The organism is Liquorilactobacillus sucicola DSM 21376 = JCM 15457 (assembly GCF_000612445.1).
Taxonomy (GTDB): domain Bacteria; phylum Bacillota; class Bacilli; order Lactobacillales; family Lactobacillaceae; genus Liquorilactobacillus; species Liquorilactobacillus sucicola.
In genome coordinates this window covers 404,613-429,846 of record NZ_BALC01000001.1, presented here as the reverse complement: position 1 = coordinate 429,846, position 25,234 = coordinate 404,613, and the positions used below count along the sequence as shown (strand labels likewise).

Genomic DNA, 25,234 nt, shown 5'->3' with positions numbered 1-25,234 from the left:
TATTATTTATCATTCCTTAAGTTTTCAAAATGAATTGTCCAAACATCAACTAGTTTATAATCAAAGTGATTTTTATCCAAAGCACCTTTTTTATTTTTAGCAGAAGGAGATAATCGTTTGTACACTTTACCATATTCTTTGGTAGCTGTCTTTGTTAATACCATTACCTGCATATTTGCTTTAACAAGCATTTCAGAAGTTACGATACCATCACCATTTTTATCGTCATCTACATTATCATATGGTTTAATGTATCCTGCTGTTGCTAAACGTCCTTTGATCCAACGACCAAAAACTCGGTCATTGCCTAAATTTCCATATGCTGTCAGCTGCTTATTATTTTGTGCTGTAGAATGAGCTAAGAACTTATATCCATCATCGGTAATTAAATAAAATGGATCTCCTTTAGGATAATCGGGATCTGATGTAATTTTTTTTGAAACTGTTATTTGAGTCTCATACCAGTTTCGACGTTCAATTTTACCACTTTTTGAATTTTTACGTCCTTTCCCATAACAGACATTTATATTTGAATGTGCATAGGCATTGCTTTTCTTTGAAAAAACGTTCGGAGAATTTGGGTGCCTTTATTGGAATACGGAATTGTATTTTTTCTTGTTTTTTAGTATATATTTCTAATTCTGCAGGTGTAATATCAATAACATTTTCAATGTCATTAAGTGCTGCAATACGCTCATTTATGATTTCAAAATCTTGTAGATCATCAGCTGTGTTCGTACTGGTTTTTATAACCGATTCGATATGCTTCAATATCTCATTACACGATGTTGAATCTTTAATTTTTACTGCAACTTCATATTGTCTTAATGTTTGACCTTCAGGTGAAAGCACTGAAAGATTAGATGATCCAACAATAAACTCAAAAGGTATTCCGTTTCTTAAAAAAACATAAACCTTGCCATGATAATTCATATTGTTTACAAAATATATTTTACCAATCCCTAGCTTAGTCCATTTTTCGTGCAGTTCAATTATTTTGTTGTATATACTTTTAGGAATGCCTGAAGATTTGTACATACCAACAACCAATTGAATTTTTTTAATCTTATTTTCAAATATTAATTTATCAAGTTTGTCTAATCCTGCAACAGAAACATAGCCAACTGCTATTTTTAACTCATTTGAATTTTTCATAGCCGTTTCAATAGCATCAACTATTAATTCTGTTCCTGTAATTTCTGGTATTGGTGGTACTTTCGAGTATAGATTATTCATTTTTGCCCTCCTATAGTTATGATAATTAACTTTATAATACAACAATTTTGTTATTTGTTTAAAGGACTCATAAAATTATTGCTTGAATATGATTTATAATAGTGTAATATTATTAGCATAGGCATATGCTAAAACGTACGTTCGACTGATTGGAGGAATTAACTATGATTTTTAAAACTGCTGAACTTTTTGCTGGTCCAGGAGGGGGTGCATATGCTGCTAAAACAAGTAAATTAATTGATGAAAGCGGCAAAAAATGGGGCTTCCAACACGCTTGGGCAAATGAATTCGATCCTGATACTGTTGAAACATATAAAGAAAATATATTAAACAACCCGAATGCGTCTACTGTTTATTGTGAAGATGTACGCAAGTTCGATATAAAAAATCATGAATTGCTTGGTGCTATTGATGCTTTAATTTTTGGTTTTCCTTGTAATGATTTTTCTGTAGTTGGCAAGCAAAAGGGACTTTCCGGTGATTACGGTCCTTTATACACATATGGAGTTAAAACATTAAAAGAATATAAGCCGAAAGTATTTATAGCTGAGAATGTAGGAGGTTTAACGTCAGCAAACGATGGGGAAGCATTCATTCGAATACTTAAGTCACTTTCTAAAACCGGATATACACTAACACCTAATTTTTATAAATTTGAAGAATATGGAGTTCCTCAAGCTCGTCATCGAATAATAATAGTAGGTATTCGAAATGATATAGCTGAAAAGGGTATTAAATTTCGTGTTCCAGCTCCCACAACTCCTAATCCAGAAGACTATATAACAGCTGAGCAAGCTATCACTGTCCCGCCAATTCCTATAGATGCTTTTAATAATGAGCAAACTAATCATAATTTACGAACTGTTGAAATGCTGTCGCACATTCCGGAAGGAGGAAATGCATGGTCATTATCTATTCCAGAAGACTTGCGATTGAATGTAAAAGGAGCAAAGCTTTCTAACATATATAAACGATTAGCCCGCAATAAACCTTCATATACAGTTACTGGTTCTGGCGGTGGAGGAACTCATATGTATCATTGGTCAGAGAATCGTGCTTTAACTAATAGAGAAAGGGCACGTTTACAAACGTTTCCAGATAATTTCCATTTTATGGGAGGAAAGGAATCTGTACGAAAACAAATAGGAATGGCAATTCCACCGCGAGGCATGCGTCACATATTGCTTGCAGTGCTCAAAACTTTTGCAGGTATTGAATATAAATATGTTGAGCCTACTCGACGATTACAACCTGAAGTTTTATTCAATGTTTCTGGTTCTGAAGTGGCAACCCTTGTTAAATCATGATTTTTTAGTGTTGTTGCTTAAAGTTACATTTTTTAAAAGAGTGATTTGAATGTCAAAATATAGTGAAACAAAAGAATACCGATCTAAAATGATGTCTAAAATAAGATCGACAGGCGGAAAAGCTGAGGTTATGCTTGGAAAGATGCTGTGGCATCAAGGTATAAGATATAGAAGAAATTATAAAAAACTACCAGGCAAACCTGATATAGCAATAACTAAATATAAACTCGCAATTTTTGTAGATGGTGAATTTTGGCACGGTTATAATTGGAAAATTCAAAAAGAAAAAAGAATTCACCATAATCGTTCTTATTGGATACCTAAAATCGAAAAAAATATTGCCAGAGATAGAAAGCAAGAAAAAGAACTTGAAAAAATAGGATGGGAAGTAATAAGATTCTGGGAAAAGCATCAAGTTTTAAAAGATCCAGATTTTTGTGTCAAAATTATTTTAAATTCAATAAACAATAAAAAAGCTAAAAAAAATTGATTTCTGGTTGTGCTTTAATAATTTGAGATACTATTTTATAAAGAGGAAAAAAAAGAAATTCAATGAGTTCAATAAAAAATTAAATGATTTTTCGAATAAAGTAGATAATTTTAATAAAAAAACATCATTAAACCATATAACTGGTCATGATAAGAAAAAAGCTGTTAATAAGCTTGTATGTCCCAAATGTGGGTCTTCTAATATACAGTTTGCAGGCAACAATAGAAAAAGCTTTTCGGTTGATAAAGCTGTCGCTGGAACAGTTTTAACTGGTGGCGTTGGTGCTTTAGCGGGTTTTATCGGTAAGACTGGGGAAAAAATATTTTCATTTGTATAAATTGTGGAAACAAGTTCAAAAAGTGATTTGTATTTTTGAATGATAAAAGTAATTGACATTATTGCATTCTCTAATCCAGGTATTGATCATTAAAAAGAGAATAGTATATCAAAACCCCAAAGAAGGGTAATCATCTTATAGCAACTTTCTCCAAACCAAATTTGACTGTGAAACACGTAGATATACCAATTCTCGAAATAGAGTTGTAAGGTTTAATTTTTACTATTCTAATTTTGGTAAAGAAGTACACTGCAATGAATTTAATGCTAAATCAACTTACTGTTTTTTAACCAAAATTAAAGTAGAAAGCAGCACACAGTATATACAGGACAATATTTATGCTAAAATTTACAGTCATCAGGTGATTCAAAAAAATTAAAAAATTGGTTCAATCAAATAAATGAAACATCTGTAAATAAAATTGAAGTGCAGTGAATTTCTTCTACTGATACAATATTAAAAAAGTTCTAGAAATTAAATTCAATTAATAATTCTAGGGTCTATAAATCTGTTATAACCCCTAAAAAATACTAATTTATCAGCATAAAGAATTTATAGTATACACAATTGGCACACTTAATTGAATATATGACAAAAATCGCCCCTAAAAAGGAGCGATTTTTTGTTACTCGTGTCCTGTATAAAATCACTTTTACAACAAGGTTATTAGATTTTTCATTTTGTTTTCTGTGTTTGTGCCCGGAACAGGTGCATTAATAAACAGTTTAAGGTTCATATTATCTGCTACAAAAAAACTAGTATGTTCAAATGTTAATTTTCCTGCTGTAGGGTGATTGAAAACCTTATAGTTTTCTCTCTCCTGTTCAACATTATGCATTGACCACCATTTAGAAAAATCTGAACTTTCTTTTTTTAGTTTTTGTACAAATTCAGTTACCCAAGGATCTTCAATGTATTTACTACATTCTGCTCGAAAACGTGCAACTAAACCTTGTGCTTGGTTTTCCCAATTATCAAATCTTTTTTTATAGTGAGAATTGGTAAACATTAGCCACACACAATTTCGATCTTCAACATTAATAGCATCAAAATCAATTAAAGCTACTCTTGCAGCATTGTTCCAAGCAATAAGATTCCAACGAGTATCGAGAATCAAAGCAGGAGAGTATGACAGACTATCCAATATTCGTTGAAGCATAGGATTAATAATTTGGTAATGCGGAGGAATATTGATAGGTGCAGGTTGGTTTGCAAGGATGTATAAATGACGCGTTTCTTCTCCATTTAACATAAGTACTCGTGTCAAACTTTCCAATACTTGTGCTGAAACTTGTATTTTTCTTCCTTGTTCCAACCACGTGTACCATGTAATGCCAACACCTGAAAGAGTGGCTACCTCTTCACGCCTTAAACCAGGTGTTCTACGATGCAGGCCTTCGGGCAACCCAACTTGTAAAGGAGAAATTTTTGCTCTCCGTGTTTTTAAAAAATCACCAAGTTCTTTATATCTTGACATCGGTTCTTTCATCTTAAACAGTCTCCTTTTAATAAAGTGTAGCAGAAGTAAACCATAGATTAGACCAGTATTATTTATACTACTATAAATGCTTATCTAGTAACAGTATAAGGTTCAGAATATACTAAAATCAGTTCTTTTGTAAAGTACAATTCAGAGATGGGGGATAAAAACTAATGCAAATAAACGATAAAAAAACTGTTAATAACTCAACTACTTTAAATAAACATCTGATTTCAATCATGTCAATTGCAGGAGCATTAACAGTAGCAAATATATATTATATTCAACCTTTATTAGCACAAATTGCGCAGTATTATCATGTGGCAGAAGGATATTCAAGTTTATTGGCTACACTAACACAAATTGGGTACGCTTTAGGATTGTTATTAATTTTACCGTTGGCGGATATCTTGGAAAAACGATGCTTAATTCTAACCATGCTACTAGGAGCCGCTACTTTTTTATTGTTATTTTTTTTGGCACCAACTATATCAATTGCATTATTTGCTTCTTTGGGAATTGGCTTTTGTTCAGTTGTACCGCAACTTCTAATACCGTTTGCCGTGCAATTGAGTCAACCTTATGAAAGGGGGAGAGTAATTGGCAGTCTGATTGGAGGATTACTAATTGGAATTTTACTTTCACGCGTAGTCAGTGGTCTCATTGGAAAATATATAACATGGAAAGCCATGTATTTTATAGCCGCTTGTTTTATGCTTTTACTTTGGCTATGTTTACGTTTTGCACTCCCAAAAAGTTATGGGAATTCTACTATGAAGTATAGTGAATCATTAAAATCAATGATAGGATTAATTAAGCAATTCTCTGTTTTAAGAGAATCTTCTATTATCGGAGCCATGGGTTTTCTTGCATTTAGTACATTCTGGACAGCGCTTGTTTTTTTATTGCAAGGATCACACTATCATATGGGAGCTGATGTGGCAGGATTATTTGGTTTAGTTGGTGTTGTGGGGGCATTATTTTCTAAAACTGCAGGCAAACTTTCAGACAAAAAAGGTGCACGTTTTACAGTAGGTATAAACATTCTCATCATTATAGCAGCTTATGTAGTATTTATCATTTGGGGATTCCAATTATGGGGCCTTATTGTGGGGGTTATTTTGTTAGATTTAGGAGTTCAATCAAGTAACGTCAGCAATCAAACGCGTATTCATCAATTAAGTGATAAGGCCCGTAATCGTGTAACATCCATTTACATGGTATCATATTTTTTAGGTGGTGCATTGGGTTCATGGTTAGGTGCCTTCAGTTTTCAATATTTTGGTTGGATTGGTGTATGCTTCACTGGATTACTTAGCCAACTAATTGCTTTATATGTGCATTTTAGAGTTATAAATAATTAAAAAAATTAGTCAGGGATAGTTCTATAATACAAACATATTCTTAGAATCATTTTCGTATATTACTTAAAAATAGATATAAAAATCTCCTCCCAATAACTTTTGACACAGTCCAATCAGAAGAAATTGAGTCTATGTTAGCAAAAATCTCATGAAAAGGCGTCTTAAAATATCATGAACCTATCAGAAAAATTCACCTATCTGTAGTAAAAACATCTCAAGAATTGATTTTTTTAATTCTTGTTCTTCTTTTATATAATTAATATGATTAAAAAAAGTGGAAGTGTGATAACTTTGAGTAAATATAATCACTTATGGGAATATTTTGAAAACAGGAATGAATCGTCAATCAGGCTAAGTTTTGAAGAAATCAAAATTATATCTGGAATCGAACTTGATTATTCTTTTTTAAACTACAAAAAAGAACTTTCTTAATATGGATACACGGTTGGAGAAATTTTTCTTAAGAATAAGACAGTGCTTTTTAATAAATTAGGTAAATTAATTAGGATTAAGTTTAGGTATATATTTAACCCATATCTTCTCTACTGTCTAAAAAGAGGGAAAAACAGTTAGAACCAGGAACTTTTAGCTCAAATGATGTTCCAACAATCAAAGTTAGTATTTTACCCAGTATTATTAACACTAAATTATGAATATTACCATTTTTTACCCCATAGAAACACGGGCAATCCCATATATTATTATTATATTGTTCGTAATGAAATCGATCATCTTGAAACATTTGGTGATCCAAATAAAAACATTTGACAGAAAGATAATTTTAAAAATCAGTTGATTGTCTATTAAAAAGATATAAAAGCAAAAATATTATTAATACTACTGATTTGATGTGTTTTTAATAACATAAGTTTAGTACCTAACTATATATGCAACAAAAATCACCCCTAAAAAGGGTGATTTTTTATTATTACTTGTACGCCATATAAAATGATTTTTAATCAATTGTGTCAGATAGATATTTTGTTTTCCTAGTCACAAAAAAATATTCCCATAAATTGACTAATGGTCCTACTAACAGCACAGCTAAGATAGTTCCAACACCGATAGCAGTAATATGATCAATAAATATTAAACTCAAACTAATTGAAATAACAATCATTGCTAAATCAAAACCAAATTTAGCTTTTCCAAATGTAGATTTTAACTTCATACAAATCACATTAACAACTCCATCTGGCGGATTCAAAATAAAATTAGCTTTAATCATCATAAAGACCCCTAGAGAGGTAAAGATAATTGCTAGCAAGGTAATTAAAATTTGTTCCCATAAAGTATCTAACACAATTTTTTCAAGACCAATTCTTAATCCGTAAAAATCAACAACCCAGCCAAATACAAACGCCACACATAATTGAGAGACTGTCTGCCACTCAATTTTGTGTAATAAACAAAGTTCAATAAGAACAAAAATAACAAAAGTTAGCGTAGTAGCTTGACCTAAGGTAACTGGTAAAAAAAGTGACAGAACCTGTGGAACAGATACTAAAGCACTAACACCTAATTTACCACAAGTAAATAGCACTGTTCCCAAAGCTAAAACATTTAAACCTCCGATATATAGTATTAGGCGGAAATAACTAAAACGTTTCTTAGTATTCAATCTATATCTTCCTTTCTTTTTCATAGTACGCTACAATATGAATAAAATTAGTGAACAATGGTCTAAAAAATAGCGCAAATCTATCATACAGCTTAGAGTGCACTATAATGCAAGGAGATTTTTATGAATTATTCAATCACTGAAACTAGTCGACTAACCGGACTTAGTAAATACACACTACGTTATTATGAAAAAGAGAAGTTGATTCCAAAAGTTAAGCGTGATTCAAAAGGTTACCGAGTTTATACTAAACAAGATATTGAATGGTTAACTTTTTTATTGAATATTAGACAAACTGGTATGTCTATCAATAAAATAAAACAATTTTCTCAAATGAGATTCAATGCTGAAACAATTTCTATTAGGCGGAAAATGTTACTTGAACACAGAGAGAACATTAAAGAACAGGAGAAAATGCTTCAAAAATCAATGGCAGCGATTGAAGCTAAAGTAGCAAGATATGATCGTTATATTCAATTACAAACTGAGCAAAAAAACATGAACAGGTACTGACAGAACATTTTTATTGTGTTTTTTTGTTCTTAATTAAAGGGAGTTTATTATGCAACAAATAGTTCTACCAATCAAAGATTCAAATGTCTTACAACAAGTTCAGAATTGCTTGCTAGAAGCTTTCAAAGCTGGTCAACGTAATTATATGGTCTTTCAGTTTGGCAAGGCTACGTTATTGCGTGTAAGTGATGTAATGCGTTTAAAGTATGCTGATGTCTACGATCCTCACGGATCGATCAAATCTAATGCTTTTATTCGCGACAAAAAGACAAATAAGCCGAATACTCTCTATCTAAAACCAATTGAAGTTGATTTAATCAAATATCGTCAATGGTTACTTGAAAACAATTTACGTTCAGAGTGGTTGTTTCCATCGACTAAACACCTCGAAAGACATATTACTGAAAAGCAATTTTATAAAATTATAGCAAAAGTAGGGGATTTATTAGGAATCAACTACTTAGGCACTCACACAATGCGCAAAACAGGTGCTTATCGAGTGTATACACAAACTAACTACAATATCGGACTAGTTATGCAGCTACTGAATCATAGTAATGAAGTGATGACTTTAGCATATCTAGGTTTAGACCAAGTAAGCCGCGAACAGATGCTGGATCAAATAGATTTTGGCTAATCCTTCAAATATACTCCAAAAGTAAAGTTCTTTGGAGCGTAGCGAACAATTAATTTTACTTTTGAAGTTTAGTTGAACGTTTTCAGTTCAACAGGTAATTAATTAGCGCAGAAATAGACGAAATATTTTACTATTGCTGATATTAAATATCCATAAGACACATAATATTTACACCATCATTACAAGCAGATAGTAATTTAATATCAAAAACAAAGCGTTTTAATCAAGTCGTAATGAAAATGAAACCTAAATATAAGTAGATAAATTATATAATTTAAATAGTCATCATTTTAATGATGGCTATTTTATTTCGTAAGAAAGGGGCATTTAATGAAAAATAAACGGAATAAACATTTAACAGCATTTGAACGTGGTCAAATCGACTATCTCTGGAATATTGAAAAAATCCATAATCAAGCTGAGATTGCACGCCGCTTACATCGGACTGTTATGACGATCAACAATGAACTCCGCAGAAGTCAACGCTACTCAGATTATCATCTTATGCCTCGTAAATGGCGAGCATATCGCTACAACGCAGAAGAAGCCCAGCAATATGCCAACTTAAGACAAAGTCGAATCGGAACTAAAAAGAAATATACCAAGAAAAAAGCCCGAATTATCGCTAGACGAATCTTAGACGATAAGTGGTCACCACAGATGATTGCAGAAACGCATAAGGAACTTAAATTGAGCCGCAACACGATTTATAACTGGATTTATCGCGGCATGATTCCAGGAGTCTCAGAAGATAATTTACGCTATCAAAAACGTTTTAAACGTCGAAAGTCAACGCGCTTACTTGAGATGAGTGCCAAAGAACGACAGGCAGAAGAACTAAAAATTCAGGAAAGAAGGGTGAAACAACAAGAAAAAAGGGTAATCAGACCAATTAAACATTCGATTGAGGAACGTTCACCTGCGGTGAATAGTCGTCGCTTATTCGGACATTGGGAAGTTGACTGTGTTTTGCCGAAAAAGGGCTATAAAAAAGTTTTTGTGACGTTTTGTGAACGTAAAACGCGTTACTACATTGCTTTAAAAACGGATTCACAATCAGGAAAAGCAGTCTGTAAAGTTTTGGATCAGTTTATGCATCTTTTTGGAAAGCGTTCCAAACACATTGTTCAATCATTCACATTTGATAATGGATTTGAATTTACAAATCATTTTGTGATCAACAAAGTTCAAAAGGAATTTCAGATCATGGCGTACTTTGCACATCCATATAGTCCTGAGGAACGTGGCTCTAATGAAAATGCCAATCGAATGCTGCGCGAGTACTTTCCAAAGAAAACACATTTTGAACACATTACAAATGATGATTTAAGACGTTCTTTGCATAAAATCAATAGCAGACCTAAAGCAGTTTTGAATTATAAGACGCCGAGAGACGTCTTTAGACGTAAATTACAAGAAATTGACCGTACATACGGCTATAAACGACATTTAAGAAGCTCCAAAAACACTTCGAAACGTTGATCTTTAAGCGAATTCAATAGCAAAACTTTAATTATTTTGAAAATACATGATTATTACTAATTGACATAATTTAAGCAAAAATCAACTGTAAATCACTCAAAATCACTGAACAAACTAATAAAATGACAAATTTAAACTTGAAAATCAAAATCAGCCACAAAAATTTTACCAGCGATTTGAAGAAATTTTGCCGGTCATAAATTTATGTGACTGATTTTTTTCGTAACTTTTTGCAATTTTTTTGAATTTATTTTTCTTTTTCAAAATTATTTTTTGTTTTTTCATGCTGTTAAAACGTTGTTTTAACAGCATTTTAAAAGCTGTATAAATCGAAGAGAGAGAGACCATTAAAATTCGGACTTGACAATTTCCATTTTTTGTCTAGTTTACATAATATATATTATCGAAAGTAGTGTTAATCTTAATTAAAGCTCTTTTCACTATCTTGCTTGATTTTATTACACATATCCATTTTGTATTGAGTTCTAAATTAAAAATGACTATTTTAACAATTTTTAACTTTTCAAAATATTATGCCACAATATAAAAAATAAAAACAACTTACATTCAAATCGAAAATGCAAATTGTTTTTATTTTAAGAGCGTTAATTTTTTTGTCCATATGAATTAATTACGTCGCTTTTATCATTCCAGAAAGTAACTTTAACGACACCCTCTACTTTATCTTTAGGAACAAAACCATAGTATCGACTATCATTTGAATTTTTCCGATTATCACCGAGAACAAAATATTTATTCTTAGGAACAGTAAATGTCTTTCCTGATCCTAAAGTTACGCCAGTTGCTTCTGGCAGACTCGAACTCAGCATCAGAGTTCCTTCTCGACGCTGCGATGCTGTTATATAGCTCTGAGACTGTTCGTGACCGTTTACGAATACGCGTCCATCATTGCGATACTCGATTTTATCTCCAGGCATACCGATAACCCGTTTAACATATTTCGTTTTTTCCGTGACTGATGGCGAGTTTTTATCAACCCCGTGTGCATTAAACACAATCACTGTATCATGTTTAATGTGTGCTTGCCGCAACATCATTACACGCTCATTATTTTGCAGATTGGGATACATCGATGTCCCATCAACTCTCACCAATGAAAAGAAAAACTGTTTCACGAGCAGTGCGATTATCAACAATAACTATTGGGAGTATCCAGCTCATTATTTCTCTAAAAACTTTCATTTTTTCTCCTTCAAACTTTAAACTTATTTTTGTCTTGGTCTTAATATACCACTATAACGCAACCTACTTCAATAAATCATTTGCTGACATATAATTATTGAACTTAAAAACTGTCCAAGCCGACATTGTCATCATTATCATATCTAGAGTCTAATACGTATAAATAAACAAAGAACAATATACAGGCTAAAATTTCGTAAAAAAGGAACCAGATTCTACTGTTATATAAAAAAGGCATCAAGATACAGCAAATATTCATCACGACTCGCAAAATAAAATTGCCATCAGCAAAAAAAATCATGTTGCTTATTAGCGCGAATAACCCCACTAAAATCAATAATAGTGTTATTACAATGACAATAGGAACAACGTCTACAATATTCGCAATTTTATTAGCTTTTTGAATGGTATAGCCTTGCTGCTGGTACAAGTTGACCATTATCCTGAAACATATATCATTAAGAAAGTATAGAGTACCTAATACTCCAACTGAAATATTTAAAAACTTGTTCAAAACATACCATCCCTCACAACATGCCTGCCTGCAACATGTTTGCCTTAAGATTCCAATAGTCCCGAGAGCTATTGTAACCCATCGTCTAAATTTGAAACAGCGAAATCAGACCCTAACAAGTTTTTTTAAACCAATTTTAAATTTATTATCTATTTTTAGGCATAATTGTAAGATCATCGGAGATTTTTTTATAGAGCTCGGTTAAAAAATAGTGGCTTTCGACCTGTTCCTTAGCGTCCTCCTGATTAGCAAGGTTTATTTCATAAATACTTGTTGCCGCTGGATTTAATAAAGGCAACACCATTTTCCAATCAATTTTTCCTTGACCTAAAGTCAAGCTGTCGTGAGTTTTCCCCATTGAATCAACCAAGTGGTAATGAACCACATTTGATTTCAAATGCTTAAGAGCTCTTTTAAGGAGTTCATTGCTTCCCTGACATTTGATAAAACAATGGCTTGTATCAAATGCTAAGCGATAGTTATGCTTTAAAATATCATTTTCTTCATCCTCATTGCCATAGTAAAAAATCGGCGAGATAGAATTTTCAAACATGATATGCTCCTGTCCCCACTCGGCTAATTCATCCAACTGTGCAAAAACTTCTTTTCGTGCTGTTGACAGGTTAGGATACATATCAATAAAGAATTGAGTTCGCCGCGCATACGAACCATGAACCAATGTCTGAATATCATAGTCAAAGGCAAACTGCAAGAGATCCTCAGTTGTTTGATAAATGAAATTGTGCAATTCGGGAAATTTTTTTGAAGGGGCCACCAGTTCCGTAAACTCGCCTTTAAACCGCATTGGATGATGCAAAATTATTTTTGCTGTTGCTTCTGACTTAACCCATTGAATATCATATTCCAGTCTTTTCAGTCCCTCTGGAGTAAAATCATCCTCATTTGTAAAAAACTCGAAAACAGTTGGCGAATACTTTAAACGATTCCTTATTTGTTTAGCGTCAGTCCCAGCTTTAAGCCCCAATATTGGTTTTCTTATAGAATTGCTCATTATAAACCTGCTTTCCACATTTTTACTTTGAAAATAAACAAAAAAGAGACTGTCGTAGTAGCCCTGTCAGTCTCCTAAATTATTTTTATTCTTTGTCTATATCCTTCATCCACGCTAATGCCAGAGCTTTTTCACCTAAGTGTGTTCCGATAACGGGACCGAAATAGCTGATATCTATCGGATAATTCGGATATCTTAGCACAAGTTGATCCTTCCAAGCAGCGGCTGCCTCCTCATCGTTTGCATGAATAATGATGAGTCGAAGCGGATAATCTATCTTTTGACGCTCTTTATCAAAAAGGTTCTCTACTCGCTTGATTGCTTTCTTTCTAGAACGAACCTTATCAAAAGCCACAATTCTATGATTTTCGCGATCAAAAGTCAGCAATGGCTTGATTTTCAAAACACTGCCAATAAAGGCTGATGCATTGGACAGACGACCGCCACGAACGAGATTTTGCAGATCATCAACGATAAAATATTCGTTAGTAGTAGCGCGTAGTTCTCTTAATCGCATTAATATTTCATCAACACTAGCTCCTGCTAAAGCCATTCTGGCCGCAGCGATTACCATATTGCCCATCAGCATCACGGTAATTTGAGAATCAAAGGGAACTACCTTGATATTATGAACCTCCCCGGCAATATTGGTCAGCGTTTGAACGAATCCCGAAATCGTACTTGCCAAATGAATGCTTATTACAGCATCATATCCTTGATTACCCAAGGACTCGTATAAAGATATCAGTTCCCCTACAGGCGGCTGCGATGTACTCGGGAAAGAATCAGCAGTTTTGAGTTTCTGATAGAAATCCTCTGTAGAAATATCTATGCCTTCTTTATACACTTTGTTATCAATAATTACAGGTATTGGAACTACGTGAATATTGTAATCGTTGATCTGCTTATCGGTTAAATAAGCCGTACTGTCGGTAACAACAGCAATTTTCATGAATCCTACACCTACTTTATGTTTATGGGAAATTCTTACGATTGTAATCATAACACAAAACGTTTTTTTCAGCCAGCACGTGGCGTATCGCTGCTATATAACCTTGCAGTCAATCAAATCGTTTCATGCTTTGGACAAGCCTATTCAGTAACACTTGCAATAACTTAGTCTCTTCATCGGACCAGCGCATAAAAAGCCTCTGTTCTAGAGTCTTAATGGCAGTTTCCATCTCTTGCATCGTTTCTTTCCCCTTCTCTGTTTCCGTATATACAAAATAGCCTCTGCCACGTTTCCCCGCAGTGGGAGATTTAATTACGAATTTTTTCGTCTCTAATCGTGTTAGTTGCCGACTTAAAGTTGAAATATTGAGTTTCGTTATATGAGCAAGTTGTTCTTGCGTTTGCGCTCCATCACTTATCTTAATAAGCAGCTGCCACTCTGCAATTGTTAAACCGTGCTGTTGCGCTACTTTATTCAAAATATTATGATACTTTTTTTCAAGTACCAAAAGACTATCCAATGATGAACGCATATACTTTTCCTCCCCAAATGAATGTACGTGTAATATGTAATTACCCCTCAGAGCCATTATGTTATATTTAGAACCCAATGGCAATATAAAAAAATAACTATTTTGAACCGTCATGCTTAAGTTGGCTTTTTGCTCTTTTCCTGCATAAAAGGTACAATTATAAACAGCTGTAAATAGCGAATAAACAAGATTAATAATACTAATTTATTAAGAAAGCGAGTTGGTCTCCATGCCATTTGATGGTCTATTTACACATGCAATGGTCCATGAGCTCCAAAAGCTGGTTTCTGGAAGAGTGGGACGTATTTCACAGCCTTTCCCTAACGAGGTAATAATTACCATCCGGGCTCAACGACATAATTTCCCGTTGCTTTTATCAGCACATCCAAATTATGCACGTATTCAGATATCAGACATGCCATACAAGAACCCACCTGTACCAACTAATTTTACAATGACCCTGCGTAAATACCTTGAAGGTGCAAAATTAATCAAGGTTGAGCAGCTTGAAAACGATCGTGTTGTCTATTTAAGCTTTGAAACAAGAAATGAGCTCGGTGATCGCATGCCTTTGTTATTGAGCATTGAGATCATGGGTCGCTATAGTAATGTCATTTTGATTAACCAAACTAAGAATTTGATCATCGACACGATTAAACATATTGGACCTGATCAAAATCGATTTCGCACGCTTTTACCAGGTGTGCCGTATAACAAGCCTCCAAAGCAAAAACGTTTAGATCCCTTTACAGATGACTCTAAACGTTACCTTAAACTGATTGAAGAATATCCTAACCGAGAAGTTCTTGCAGATGAATTGAGTAAAACTTATCAAGGTGTAGCTAGGGAACACGCAATTCATCTAGCCGAATGTCTGCACCAGCATGCCCAGGATCCCGTAGCTGGCTGGCATCAGGTTTTAAGTAAAACTGCTGCTCCTGTCCCTAGCATTGTTGTGGGAAAGAGACCATTCTTCACTTGTTTTGCATATCCCGTCAAAAAAACTAAGCAGACTTTCTCAACTTTGAGTGAGCTTCTTGACACATTTTATCGTGACAAGGCTACCTCTGATCGTGTTCAGCAACAAGGCAGTCAATTGATTCATGTTATCAAGAACAATCTGCATAAAAATCGCAAAAAGCTCAAAAAATTGCAAAAAGAATTAAACTCAACTGCTAAAGCAGATCAATATCGAGTAAAAGGAGAGTTGCTAACGACATACCTTTTCCAGATAAAACGTGGCATGACGACAATCGAGCTCCCGAATTATTATGCTGACGGTAAAATGGTCAAAATTGCACTCTCCAACCAGTTGACGCCTTCTCAAAATGCGCAAAAGTATTTCAAAAAATATCAGAAGTTAAAAAATGCCGTTTCTTTTCTTGAACAGCAAATTGAGCTGACTCAATCAGAAATCAATTATCTGGAGGAACTCCAAGCTCAAATCGAGCTTGCAGATCCACAGGATCTGCCTGACATTAAAATCGAATTACAGCAGCAAGGTTATCTCAAGGCCCAAAAGCAAAAAAAACACGGCAAAGTCCGTAAAGAAAAAGTCAGCCAACCCGCTATCTACTTTTCAAGCGATAATACAAAAATTGCTGTTGGAAAAAATAATCTTCAAAATGACCGCCTGACTTTAAAAACAGCTCGAAAAGACTACATTTGGCTGCATGCCAAGAATATTCCCGGCTCACATGTCATCATTTATTCAAACGAACCTAGCGAGCAAACTTTACTTGAAGCTGCTAATTTAGCTGCTTATTTTTCTAAGTCCCGTGATTCAGCATCGGTGCCAGTTGATTACGTGCAAGTTAAAAGAATTCGCAAGCCAAATGGTGCTAAACCTGGTTTTGTCATCTACGAAGGACAAAAAACCCTTTTTGTGACACCTCAACGAGAGCTGATCGATTCCTTAAAAAAAGGCTAGCTTAGAAACTCCGCCTGACTTTAAACTTTAAAAAAAGACTGTCGCAAGTGAAACTTCTCAACTTGCTACAGCCTTTTTTGGTCTGTTTAATAAGTAGTCAACACATTCTAAAATCAGAATAAGGATCTAACATCCAACATCGATCTCAGTTTTCACTTTCTCCATCGGAGATTTGCATTTTAATATACAGCGGTACTCCAAGTTCATCTGTATCGATAATGAACGAGCCGTTTGAATATCTGTCGACATTAGGATGGTCAAATGGATTAATAACAATTGTTTCCATCTTATCCGTTATAACACTCAAGTTTTCTCCAGTTTTCAGTACCCGCGAGAGGATGACACGATGCGGATTACGTTTTAATTCTCGCAAGATCTGTACCCCGCGTCTTGCACGCGCAGTCGCTGTTATCTCGGAAACTTTCATACGCTTAAAGGCTCCACGTTGCGTCAAAATACCAACTTGTGACTTTTCGTCTACAATAAGAACCGCTGCCAGAACATCTTCACGCAAATCTATTGCCTTGACGCCAGCTGCTTTTGCACCATTAACAGGGACCTCATTCAATTTGTACCTCAGTCCGTAGCCGCCATGTGTCAATGCAAGGATAAATAGTGTATCCTTTTTCACATCTTCTTCAGGCAAGTAGGCCACAGTTAGCAAACGATCACTGTTCGTTTTAAGCTTCATACACTGGGCCGCTCGACTTCTATATGTCCTCCCAGGCCGCAGATCTGCAAAGGTTGTTTGCTTGATAAAGCCCTCCCTAGAAGCAAAGAGGAAGTTGCCCGTTTGTTTAAGATCATGAAAACTAAAAGCATGGATGACTTTTTCATCTTTATCTAAACTAACCGTTTGAGACAGGTGTTTTCCCGTATCCTTCCATTTGTACTCAGGTATTTCATGCACTGGCCGATAAATTACATTTCCTTTATCTGTCATTATAAAAAGATGATCAAGCGTATTGACCGTGGACTGAAAAATCACAAGATCGTCACTCTTTAACCCATTGTCAGCTTCGCCCGAGGCCTTGAAGGATCTTAACGAACTTCGTTTCAAGTAGCCATCTCGACTGACCATTACCACCACATCTTCAGGAGCAACCAAAACTTCAGTTTCAATTTTAAGCTGTTGAACATGGTCTTGGATCACTGTCTTACGCGGTGAAACATATTGTTTATCGATAGCGCGTAATTCTTTTTTTATTACTTTATCAAGTTTGCCTGGATCAGCTAAAATTTCTTGATAATTTTTAACCTTCTGCTGCAAGTCCTCGAACTCAGCCTGAAGCGCCGTCACATCGGTATTAGTCAAACGATATAATTGCAAGGACACAATCGCTTCAGCTTGTGCTTCGGTAAAGTCATACTGTGCAACCAAGTTTTCTTTTGCATCCTTTTTATTTTTACTGGCCCGAATCGTTTTAATGACTTGATCCAAAATAGATAATGCCTTAATCAAGCCACTGACTATATGCTTTCTTTCCTGTGCTTTTCTCAAATCGAATTGTGTTCGTTTTGTTGTAACTGTTCTTTGATGCTCCAAATATGCACTTAGTATTGCTTTAAGCCCAACATGCTCAGGTCGTTTGTTATTTATTGCAACCATATTGAAATTATATGAAATTTGCAAGTCTGTGTTTTTGAATAAATAGTTTAAAATTCCTTGTCCTGAGGCATTTCGTTTAAGTTCAATAACTATCCGCAGTCCTTCGCGGTCGCTCTCATCCCGAACCTCAGAAATTCCTTCAACTTTCTTTAACAATCGCAATTCGTCGATCTTCTTAACCAGCAGAGCCTTATTAACCTCATATGGTATCTCAGTAACAATGATTTGTTCCTTGTTTCCCTTCAGCTGCTCTATTTCGGTCTTTGAACGAAGCATTACCCGTCCACGTCCCGTAGTGTAGGCCTTTACGATCCCATCTATCCCTTGAGCAATTCCGCCAGTAGGGAAATCTGGCCCTTTAACAAATTCCATTAATTTATCAAGTTTTGCCTTAGGATGTTCCATAAGATAGATGACTGCTTGAATCGCTTCATGCAAATTATGCGGTGGTATTTCGGTGGCATATCCCGCAGAAATACCTGTTGCACCATTTACAAGTAAATTAGGAAAACGAGCTGGTAAAACGGTCGGTTCATTTTCCGTATCGTCAAAGTTCGGAACAAATTCAACCGTTTCCTTTTCGATATCGCGTAACATTTCTCCAGAAATTTTACTTAACCGTGCCTCAGTGTAACGCATCGCTGCAGGGGGATCACCGTCCATTGAGCCATTATTGCCATGCATTTCAATTAACGGCTCGCGCAATTTCCAGGATTGACTCAGGCGAACCATTGCCTCATAAATTGAGCTGTCCCCATGAGGATGAAAATTACCCATTACATTCCCGACAGACTTGGCAGACTTACGAAAAGCTTTATCGTATGTATTTCCATCTTGGTTCATTGCATATAAAATACGACGCTGCACTGGCTTTAATCCATCGCGAATATCAGGCAATGCACGCTCTTGAATAATATACTTAGAGTATCTTCCAAAGCGTTCTCCCATAACAGCTTCAAGCGACAGCTCCTGTACATTACTGTTTTCTTCTTGATTTTCAACCATTAGCCTTCATCTCCTTTGTCAGAATCTGATGCTGCGTTTTCACCATGTGCACCTTCAACAACTGCATTATCCAGCAGACTTCCATCTTCTTCGAGCGTGAACTTGACATTCTTTTCAATCCACTTTCGACGCGGTTCGACCTTGTCACCCATTAAAGTTGTAACCCGCTTTTCAGCTAACGCGTCGTCCTCAATTTTGACGCGAACCAGCGTGCGTGTTTCAGGGTTCATGGTTGTTTCCCACAACTGATCAGCATTCATTTCACCTAAACCTTTGAAGCGTTGCAGTGTATAGCCCTTTTTTAATTTAGCTACTGCATACTGCAGTTCGTCGTCTGTCCATGCATACTTGACTACCAATTTACTCTTGACCTTCTTTTGCAGCTTATATAGCGGCGGTAAGGCAATATAAATACGTCCTGCATTGATCATTGGCCGCATGTATTTATAAAAAAATGTCAACAGTAAAGTTTGAATGTGCGCACCATCGGTATCAGCATCAGTCATAATGATTACCTTGTCATAATTGGCATCTTTAATATCAAAGTCAGCTCCAACACCTGCACCTATCGTGTAAATCATGGTGTTGATTTCTTCGTTTTTCAGAATTTCAGGCAGTTTTTGCTTTTTCTGTGTTTAATACCTTACCCCGCAAAGGCAAAATAGCTTGGAATTTTCGATCACGTCCTTGTTTAGCCGATCCACCAGCAGAGTCGCCCTCGACTAAAAAAAGTTCATTGCGTTTGGCGTTCTTAGACTGGGCAGGAGTCAGCTTCCCTGATAAAAGTCGTTCTTTACGATGTTTCTTTTTGCCGGTACGACTCTCATCACGAGCCTTGCGTGCAGCTTCTCGTGCCTCCCTAGCCTTGAGAGATTTGCGCACCAAATCCTGCGCAAACTCACCATTTTCCATTAGATAAAACCTAAGTTGTTCATTCACAACACTATCCACAATTGACCGTGCCTCTGGTGTTCCCAACTTGCCTTTGGTTTGTCCTTCAAATTGAAGTAGTTCTTCAGGAATACGTACTGAAATAATTGCCGCTAAACCTTCACGAACATCGCTTCCTTCAAGATTTTTGTCTTTTTCTTTGAGTAATTCAACCTGCCGTGCATACTCATTAAAGGCTTTGGTCCAAGCAGATCTCATACCTGCTTCATGCGTTCCACCATCCTTGGTTCTAACATTGTTGACAAAAGACATGATGTTCTCGGAATACCCATCATTGTATTGTGCAGCGACTTCGACTTCGACACCATTTTTAGTTCCATCAAAATACATGATATTTCCTAAAGTATCTTTGTCCTCGTTTAGATATGCCACGAATTCTTTAATGCCTTCATCGAATTTAAAGATGTCTTCTTGATCTGTTCGTTCATCCGTTAAAGTGATGGTAACACCCTTGAGTAAGAAAGCAGATTCTCGTAACCGTTCTGCTAGAGTATCATAGTTGTAATGTGTTGTCGTAAAAATTTCAGGATCTGGATGGAAAGTAACACGCGTCCCAGTTCGTTTACGTGTTTTCCCCAACTTACGCAAAGTTCCAACAGGATGACCGCCATTTTCAAAATCCTCTTCATATTCAATTCCGTCACGAACTGTATTAACAGTCATTTTTGTAGACAAGGCGTTTACAACACTGGCCCCAACACCATGCAGGCCCCCTGACGTCTTATATCCCCCTTGACCGAACTTGCCACCTGCGTGTAAGACCGTGAAGATAACCTCAACAGTCGGTATCCCTAGTGCATGCATTCCGACAGGCAAACCACGCCCATGGTCGACTACAGTCACACTATTATCTTTGTGCAAGATGACATTGATTTCATCGCCAAAGCCTGATAGAGCTTCATCAACTGCATTGTCAACGATCTCGTAGACAAGATGATGCAGTCCTTTGCTATCAGTTGAACCGATGTACATCCCTGGTCTTTTTCGGACCGCTTCCAGGCCTTTCAAGACTTGGATAGATTCATCATTATATTTTTCTTTTGCCATGAATTCAAACCCCTTCTGTTTTTGGAGTATTATTTAAATAAATTTTGTTTTATGTTTTTAAATTGTGACTTAAATATCATAAACCCTCAAGTTAAAAAATGTAAAGTAGCATTTATGCAAATGTTTTATATCAGTAATAAGCATAGCACAAAAAAATGATTTGAAGCGGTGGTATAAACAGTGCTAAAATAAATCGTATTAACCTAAGGAGGTCAATCCAGTGTGAACTCTACTATCATCATAATGTTAGTAATCGCCTATTTATTAGGCTCAATTCCATCTGGCGTGTGGATCGGCAAGATTTTCTACAAAATGGATATCCGTGAATTTGGCAGCGGAAATACCGGTACAACGAATACATTTCGCGTTCTTGGGAAAAAAGCCGGTTTTATCGTTTTGCTAATGGATATGTTAAAGGGGACGCTGGCTGCTTGTCAACCTTACCTGTTCGATGTCCATATTAATGTTTTGTTGATTGGGTGCGCTGCAGTTATAGGACATGTCTTCCCAATCTTCGCACGTTTTCGAGGTGGGAAAGCAGTCGCAACAAGCGCTGGTATCTTGCTTGCTTATAGCCCAATTTTCTTTATCGTTGCGTGGATTATCTTCCTAACCTCACTTTATTTATCTAGCATGGTAAGTGTTGCCAGCATGGTCGGGATGACTTTAATTACGCTTTTGTCATTCTGCTTCCATGATCCCTTCTTGACGATTATTGCTCTTATTTTGACGATTTTTGTGTTCTATCGACACAAAGGAAATCTCAAACGTATTCGCAATGGTAACGAGAATCTAGTGCATTTTGGTCTTGTTTACGCTAGAAAAAAGAAAAAACAAAAGCAGAAAAAATAACACGCATATAAAAAGCAGTGAAACGCCAAAACGTTCGCTGCTTTTTATTTTGAAAAAAGTTAACCGCAGGCTCTATTTCAGAGCACAGCATCCCCCTCATCCCATAATGAGAGATATCGCATTAAACTTTTTTGTTTCTCTATAAAATATATTGGCTGAGGTCCTTGTTTTTAACAATATTACCGATTTTTTGATCGACATAGGCTTCTGTGATGGTTATATCACCCATCTGCATGTCAGGCCCCTCATAAAGCAAATCTTCAAGCAGCTTTTCTAAAATGGTGTGCAGACGGCGGGCTCCAATGTTTTCCGTTTCATGATTGACCTGAAAAGCAATCTCTGAAATCTTTTGAATAGCTTCGATAGTGAAAGTCACTTTGATATTATCAGTTCCGATTAAAGCAATGTACTGCTTAACAAGCGCGTTGCTTGGCTCAGTTAATATTTTGACAAAATCTTCAACCCGAAGATCATCTAGCTCTACTCTGATAGGGAACCTTCCTTGTAATTCAGCAATCAGATCACTTGGTTTACTTTCATGAAAGGCACCCGAAGCGATAAAAAGAATATGATCAGTATCTAAAAGACCATATTTAGTTTGAATCTGCGAGCCTTCAACAATCGGTAAAATATCCCGCTGGACACCTTCACGTGATACTTCGCCGCTGTTTTTTTGCGATTTAGATGTAATCTTATCAATTTCGTCGATAAAAATAATTCCCGTATTTTCAGCTCGTTTAACTGCTAAATCAGCTATGTCAGCTTCATTAACTAACTTTGCAGATTCCTCACGTGTTAGCACTTCGCGCGCCTCAGCAACGGTCATCGTCCTCTTGACTTTCTTTTTGGGAGTCAAAGCACCCAATGTATCATTCAGGTCAATACCCATCTGCCCCAGCATATTGTTTTGGTATTTATTTTTTTGAGTTGGATCATCCATTGAGATCGTAACTTCCTGATTTTCAAGCAAACCGCGATTAAGCTGTTCACTGACTGAAAGTCTTTCATCACGCACTTGATCCGTAACTTCCTCTTCAACTGGCTGTGCATTGCCGATATTAGGCATTTTGCCATTCTGCATATCCTGCAACATTTTCATAAAATTCTGTTGCTCATTACTTTTTCGCTGTTCTTTCTTTTTGGCAGGTACTAGTAGTTTCACCAAGCGCTTGTTTGCTCTTTGAGCAGCCTGTGATTTAACTTGCTTAAATTGCTCCTCTTCTTCCATTTTGTAAGCAACTTCAACTAAATCGCGTACCATTGACTCGACATCACGTCCTACATAGCCAACTTCTGTGAATTTCGTTGCTTCAACCTTTATAAATGGCGCATCAACGATTTTAGCAAGACGACGTGCGATTTCAGTTTTTCCGACTCCAGTTGGACCAATCATCAGAACATTTTTAGGTGTTATTTCTTCTTGCATCTCACCGTAAAGCTGCATTCGCCGATAACGATTACGCAAAGCAACTGCAATTGCCTTTTTCGCTTTGTCTTGGCCGATAACATAATTATTTAAGTCTGAAACAATTTGTTTTGGTGTTTTATCACTTGAATTCATATAAAGGTTCCTCTCTAGTTTGCTTTAGAAAATCACAGTTCTTCTGCAATAACGTTATGATTTGTGAATATATCGATATCACCCGCAATGTTGATAGCTGCCTTAGCAATCTCACCCGCTGACATTTCCTCTGCGTGAGCCTTCATTGCCTTTGCAGCGGATAAAGCATAATTTCCGCCAGAACCAATTGCTAAAATATCGTCATCTGGTTCAATTACCTCACCACTTCCAGAAACCATCAGAAGATCTTTCTTATCCATCACTATCAACAGTGCTTCAAGTTTTTGTAAAGCTTGATCACTACGCCACTCCTGTGCAAGTTCGACTGCTGCCCGAGGTAAATTGCCGCTATACTCACTTAATTTTTTCTCAAATCTTTCTTCAAGGTTAAAGGCATCTGCGACACTTCCTGCAAAGCCGACAACGACCTGATCATTATAGATGCGCCGAACTTTGCGTGCTGTTCCTTTCATAATAACTTTTTCTCCCATTGTGACCTGTCCGTCTCCAGCCATTGCCATATGTCCATTATGCCGAACTGCGCAAATTGTCGTTGCGTGAAATGATACTCCTGCCATTATATAATATCCTCCTTCAATTCAACTGCTTGGTTTATTCTTCTTTGAGCAGTTGCCCACGACTTTAAGCGCGTGGAAAAAACTTACGATAGTCATTTTGTAAATGTTCCTTGGTAACATGAGTGTATATCTGCGTTGTCGATAAACTGCTATGCCCCAACAATTCCTGAACAGCCCTCAAATCAGCTCCATTACTCATCAAATGTGTCGCAAAAGTATGGCGAATCTCATGAGGATGAATCTCAGTCGTAAGGCTGCTTCTCTTAACAATTTGTTTCAAAATATAGGTAACTCCTGCTGCTGTCAACGGGTCACCATAATGATTAATAAAAACATAATCATGGTCTTTATGATATTTTTCAAGCAGTGGTGTTCTTGTTTCCTGAAAATAGCGATCAAGTGCCCGTTGACAATATCTGCCATAGGGTACATAGCGTCCTTACTGCCCTTACCGTGCAGCAGCATCGCTCGCACCTCGCTGTCGATTGCTTCCAATGTCAAACCAGTACATTCACTGACACGCATCCCTGTGGCATATAGAGCCTCTAGCAAAGCATTATCGCGGATAATCATGGGATCGTCACCTTGTGTTGCATCAAAAAGTGCCTGCATTTCTTTTTCATAAAAAAAGCGCGGTAAAGCACGCGGGTGTCTTTTCAGCTGTACATAAGAAAAAGGATTATTAGTGACATATCCATTTTTTTCAAGGAAATGATAGAGTGATCGCAAGCTCGAGACCATACGCGAGATTGTCGTAGTTTGATACTGTTTGTCATAAAGAAAATTCATATACGCATGTACATCAAGCCGCTTGATTTCTCCGAAAGACGTGCTGCTGCCGCTTTCCTGCAAAAAATCACAAAACAGTTGGATATCTTCAGAATAAGCTTTCAGTGTCTCATCTGAGTATTGTCTTTCAATCACTAAATATTGTTTAAATTCTTTGATCCAATTTTGCTCCATCAAAAAACCTCCACTCTAATGCTTTTACTTTAGCATAAAAAATAGAGGTCAGTATACT

Annotated in this window: 19 protein-coding genes and 5 pseudogenes; 10 read left to right on the top strand and 14 right to left on the bottom strand. The window is 36.1% G+C overall.

Translation table 11 applies throughout. The annotated features are described in order from the left end of the window. Positions 1–2 precede the first annotated feature (2 nt). The 3 genes and pseudogenes from JCM15457_RS12285 to JCM15457_RS11550 form a co-directional block, all read right to left on the bottom strand. On the bottom strand, positions 3–164 hold the full coding sequence (locus JCM15457_RS12285) for a hypothetical protein (RefSeq protein ID WP_235725510.1): 162 nt from the start codon (positions 162–164) through the stop codon (positions 3–5). A gap of 111 nt (positions 165–275) precedes the next feature. After that, positions 276–527 (bottom strand): annotated as a pseudogene (locus JCM15457_RS12555) (restriction endonuclease PLD domain-containing protein); the annotation flags it as partial. Further along, entirely contained in the window at positions 499–1,236 is a 738-nt protein-coding gene (locus JCM15457_RS11550) for a restriction endonuclease PLD domain-containing protein (RefSeq protein WP_051993221.1), read from the bottom strand. The gene JCM15457_RS11550 and the pseudogene JCM15457_RS12555, both read right to left, overlap by 29 nt. 164 nt (positions 1,237–1,400) lie before the next feature. Here JCM15457_RS11550 and JCM15457_RS02140 point away from each other — a divergent pair, with 164 nt between their 5' ends. From JCM15457_RS02140 to JCM15457_RS12280, 3 genes are read left to right on the top strand one after another with little or no spacing between them, the layout of a single operon-like run. After that, complete coding sequence (locus tag JCM15457_RS02140) at positions 1,401–2,543, top strand: DNA cytosine methyltransferase (protein WP_034987058.1); 1,143 nt, start codon at positions 1,401–1,403, stop codon at positions 2,541–2,543. Positions 2,544–2,592: 49 nt separating this feature from the next. Next, positions 2,593–3,033, top strand: coding sequence for a very short patch repair endonuclease (locus tag JCM15457_RS02135; RefSeq protein WP_034987055.1), 441 nt, complete (start codon positions 2,593–2,595; stop codon positions 3,031–3,033). 22 nt (positions 3,034–3,055) lie between these two features. Further along, a complete protein-coding gene (locus JCM15457_RS12280; protein ID WP_051993220.1) occupies positions 3,056–3,370 on the top strand; it encodes a hypothetical protein in 315 nt (104 codons plus the stop codon). Positions 3,371–4,022: 652 nt separating this feature from the next. Here JCM15457_RS12280 and JCM15457_RS02125 read toward each other — a convergent pair. Then, positions 4,023–4,859 (bottom strand): helix-turn-helix transcriptional regulator, encoded by an 837-nt coding sequence (locus JCM15457_RS02125; protein ID WP_034987052.1) that lies wholly within the window; start codon positions 4,857–4,859, stop codon positions 4,023–4,025. 164 nt (positions 4,860–5,023) lie between these two features. On the opposite strand from JCM15457_RS02125, the gene JCM15457_RS02120 reads away from it, so the two are divergent. Together JCM15457_RS02120 and JCM15457_RS12275 are read left to right on the top strand one after the other, a co-directional pair. Continuing rightward, the gene (locus JCM15457_RS02120) at positions 5,024–6,214 is read left to right on the top strand and encodes an MFS transporter (RefSeq protein WP_034987049.1); all 1,191 of its coding nucleotides are present in this window, start codon (positions 5,024–5,026) and stop codon (positions 6,212–6,214) included. Between the two features lie 261 nt (positions 6,215–6,475). Further along, positions 6,476–6,787 (top strand): annotated as a pseudogene (locus JCM15457_RS12275) (hypothetical protein). A 382-nt stretch (positions 6,788–7,169) separates the two neighbouring features. On the opposite strand, the gene JCM15457_RS02115 reads toward JCM15457_RS12275, so the two are convergent. Then, the gene (locus tag JCM15457_RS02115) at positions 7,170–7,835 is read right to left on the bottom strand and encodes a YczE/YyaS/YitT family protein (protein ID WP_051993219.1); all 666 of its coding nucleotides are present in this window, start codon (positions 7,833–7,835) and stop codon (positions 7,170–7,172) included. A gap of 123 nt (positions 7,836–7,958) precedes the next feature. Here JCM15457_RS02115 and JCM15457_RS02110 point away from each other — a divergent pair, with 123 nt between their 5' ends. The 3 genes from JCM15457_RS02110 (at position 7,959) to JCM15457_RS02100 (ending at position 10,467) form a co-directional block, all read left to right on the top strand. Next, complete coding sequence (locus JCM15457_RS02110) at positions 7,959–8,348, top strand: MerR family transcriptional regulator (protein WP_034987046.1); 390 nt, start codon at positions 7,959–7,961, stop codon at positions 8,346–8,348. 49 nt (positions 8,349–8,397) lie between these two features. Further along, positions 8,398–8,985, top strand: a complete 588-nt coding sequence (locus tag JCM15457_RS02105; RefSeq protein WP_034987042.1) for a site-specific integrase — start codon at positions 8,398–8,400, stop codon at positions 8,983–8,985. A 330-nt stretch (positions 8,986–9,315) separates the two neighbouring features. Continuing rightward, positions 9,316–10,467, top strand: a complete 1,152-nt coding sequence (locus JCM15457_RS02100; protein ID WP_034987040.1) for an IS30 family transposase — start codon at positions 9,316–9,318, stop codon at positions 10,465–10,467. A 605-nt stretch (positions 10,468–11,072) separates the two neighbouring features. Here the strand turns inward: JCM15457_RS02100 and lepB are convergent. The 4 genes and pseudogenes from lepB to JCM15457_RS02070 all read right to left on the bottom strand — a co-directional run bounded on the left by lepB (position 11,073) and on the right by JCM15457_RS02070 (position 14,680). Beyond that, positions 11,073–11,670, bottom strand: a pseudogene (gene lepB / locus JCM15457_RS02090) (signal peptidase I). Positions 11,671–12,329: 659 nt separating this feature from the next. Continuing rightward, positions 12,330–13,196 carry a sugar phosphate isomerase/epimerase family protein gene (locus JCM15457_RS02080; protein ID WP_187325783.1) on the bottom strand — a complete coding sequence of 289 codons (867 nt, stop codon included), beginning with the start codon at positions 13,194–13,196 and terminating at the stop codon, positions 12,330–12,332. An 85-nt stretch (positions 13,197–13,281) separates the two neighbouring features. Beyond that, complete coding sequence (locus JCM15457_RS02075; RefSeq protein ID WP_034987034.1) at positions 13,282–14,148, bottom strand: DegV family protein; 867 nt, start codon at positions 14,146–14,148, stop codon at positions 13,282–13,284. Between the two features lie 109 nt (positions 14,149–14,257). After that, the gene (locus JCM15457_RS02070) at positions 14,258–14,680 is read right to left on the bottom strand and encodes a MarR family winged helix-turn-helix transcriptional regulator (protein WP_034987033.1); all 423 of its coding nucleotides are present in this window, start codon (positions 14,678–14,680) and stop codon (positions 14,258–14,260) included. Between the two features lie 229 nt (positions 14,681–14,909). Here JCM15457_RS02070 and JCM15457_RS02065 point away from each other — a divergent pair, with 229 nt between their 5' ends. Beyond that, on the top strand, positions 14,910–16,610 hold the full coding sequence (locus tag JCM15457_RS02065) for an Rqc2 family fibronectin-binding protein (protein ID WP_034987032.1): 1,701 nt from the start codon (positions 14,910–14,912) through the stop codon (positions 16,608–16,610). A 145-nt stretch (positions 16,611–16,755) separates the two neighbouring features. Here the strand turns inward: JCM15457_RS02065 and parC are convergent, their stop codons facing one another. Together parC and parE are read right to left on the bottom strand one after the other, a co-directional pair. Beyond that, positions 16,756–19,224, bottom strand: coding sequence for a DNA topoisomerase IV subunit A (gene parC / locus JCM15457_RS02060; protein WP_034987030.1), 2,469 nt, complete (start codon positions 19,222–19,224; stop codon positions 16,756–16,758). Then, positions 19,224–21,222: pseudogene (gene parE, locus JCM15457_RS02055) on the bottom strand (DNA topoisomerase IV subunit B). Before parE ends, parC begins: the two are co-directional and overlap by 1 nt. 222 nt (positions 21,223–21,444) lie before the next feature. Here parE and plsY point away from each other — a divergent pair. Further along, a complete protein-coding gene (gene plsY, locus JCM15457_RS02050) occupies positions 21,445–22,074 on the top strand; it encodes a glycerol-3-phosphate 1-O-acyltransferase PlsY (protein WP_034987028.1) in 630 nt (209 codons plus the stop codon). 139 nt (positions 22,075–22,213) lie between these two features. Here plsY and hslU read toward each other — a convergent pair whose 3' ends face one another. From hslU to JCM15457_RS02035, 3 genes and pseudogenes are all read right to left on the bottom strand, one after another. Further along, a complete protein-coding gene (gene hslU / locus JCM15457_RS02045; RefSeq protein WP_034987026.1) occupies positions 22,214–23,635 on the bottom strand; it encodes an ATP-dependent protease ATPase subunit HslU in 1,422 nt (473 codons plus the stop codon). Positions 23,636–23,667: 32 nt separating this feature from the next. Then, positions 23,668–24,213: an ATP-dependent protease subunit HslV gene (gene hslV, locus JCM15457_RS02040; RefSeq protein WP_034987023.1), complete on the bottom strand. Its 546-nt coding sequence runs from the start codon at positions 24,211–24,213 to the stop codon at positions 23,668–23,670. Positions 24,214–24,277: 64 nt separating this feature from the next. After that, a pseudogene (locus tag JCM15457_RS02035) lies at positions 24,278–25,176 on the bottom strand (tyrosine recombinase XerC). Positions 25,177–25,234 lie beyond the last annotated feature (58 nt).

Bases quoted from the DNA above. Each gene is read 5' to 3' on its own strand.
- JCM15457_RS12285 (WP_235725510.1), bottom strand. From the start codon at position 164: ATGGTATTAACAAAGACAGCTACCAAAGAATATGGTAAAGTGTACAAA.
- JCM15457_RS11550 (WP_051993221.1), bottom strand. From the start codon at position 1,236: ATGAATAATCTATACTCGAAAGTACCACCAATACCAGAAATTACAGGA.
- JCM15457_RS02140 (WP_034987058.1), top strand. From the start codon at position 1,401: ATGATTTTTAAAACTGCTGAACTTTTTGCTGGTCCAGGAGGGGGTGCA.
- JCM15457_RS02135 (WP_034987055.1), top strand. From the start codon at position 2,593: ATGTCAAAATATAGTGAAACAAAAGAATACCGATCTAAAATGATGTCT.
- JCM15457_RS02125 (WP_034987052.1), bottom strand. From the start codon at position 4,859: ATGAAAGAACCGATGTCAAGATATAAAGAACTTGGTGATTTTTTAAAA.
- JCM15457_RS02120 (WP_034987049.1), top strand. From the start codon at position 5,024: ATGCAAATAAACGATAAAAAAACTGTTAATAACTCAACTACTTTAAAT.
- JCM15457_RS02110 (WP_034987046.1), top strand. From the start codon at position 7,959: ATGAATTATTCAATCACTGAAACTAGTCGACTAACCGGACTTAGTAAA.
- JCM15457_RS02105 (WP_034987042.1), top strand. From the start codon at position 8,398: ATGCAACAAATAGTTCTACCAATCAAAGATTCAAATGTCTTACAACAA.
- JCM15457_RS02100 (WP_034987040.1), top strand. From the start codon at position 9,316: ATGAAAAATAAACGGAATAAACATTTAACAGCATTTGAACGTGGTCAA.
- JCM15457_RS02080 (WP_187325783.1), bottom strand. From the start codon at position 13,196: ATGAGCAATTCTATAAGAAAACCAATATTGGGGCTTAAAGCTGGGACT.
- JCM15457_RS02075 (WP_034987034.1), bottom strand. From the start codon at position 14,148: ATGAAAATTGCTGTTGTTACCGACAGTACGGCTTATTTAACCGATAAG.
- JCM15457_RS02070 (WP_034987033.1), bottom strand. From the start codon at position 14,680: ATGCGTTCATCATTGGATAGTCTTTTGGTACTTGAAAAAAAGTATCAT.
- JCM15457_RS02065 (WP_034987032.1), top strand. From the start codon at position 14,910: ATGCCATTTGATGGTCTATTTACACATGCAATGGTCCATGAGCTCCAA.
- parC (WP_034987030.1), bottom strand. From the start codon at position 19,224: ATGGTTGAAAATCAAGAAGAAAACAGTAATGTACAGGAGCTGTCGCTT.
- hslU (WP_034987026.1), bottom strand. From the start codon at position 23,635: ATGAATTCAAGTGATAAAACACCAAAACAAATTGTTTCAGACTTAAAT.
- hslV (WP_034987023.1), bottom strand. From the start codon at position 24,213: ATGGCAGGAGTATCATTTCACGCAACGACAATTTGCGCAGTTCGGCAT.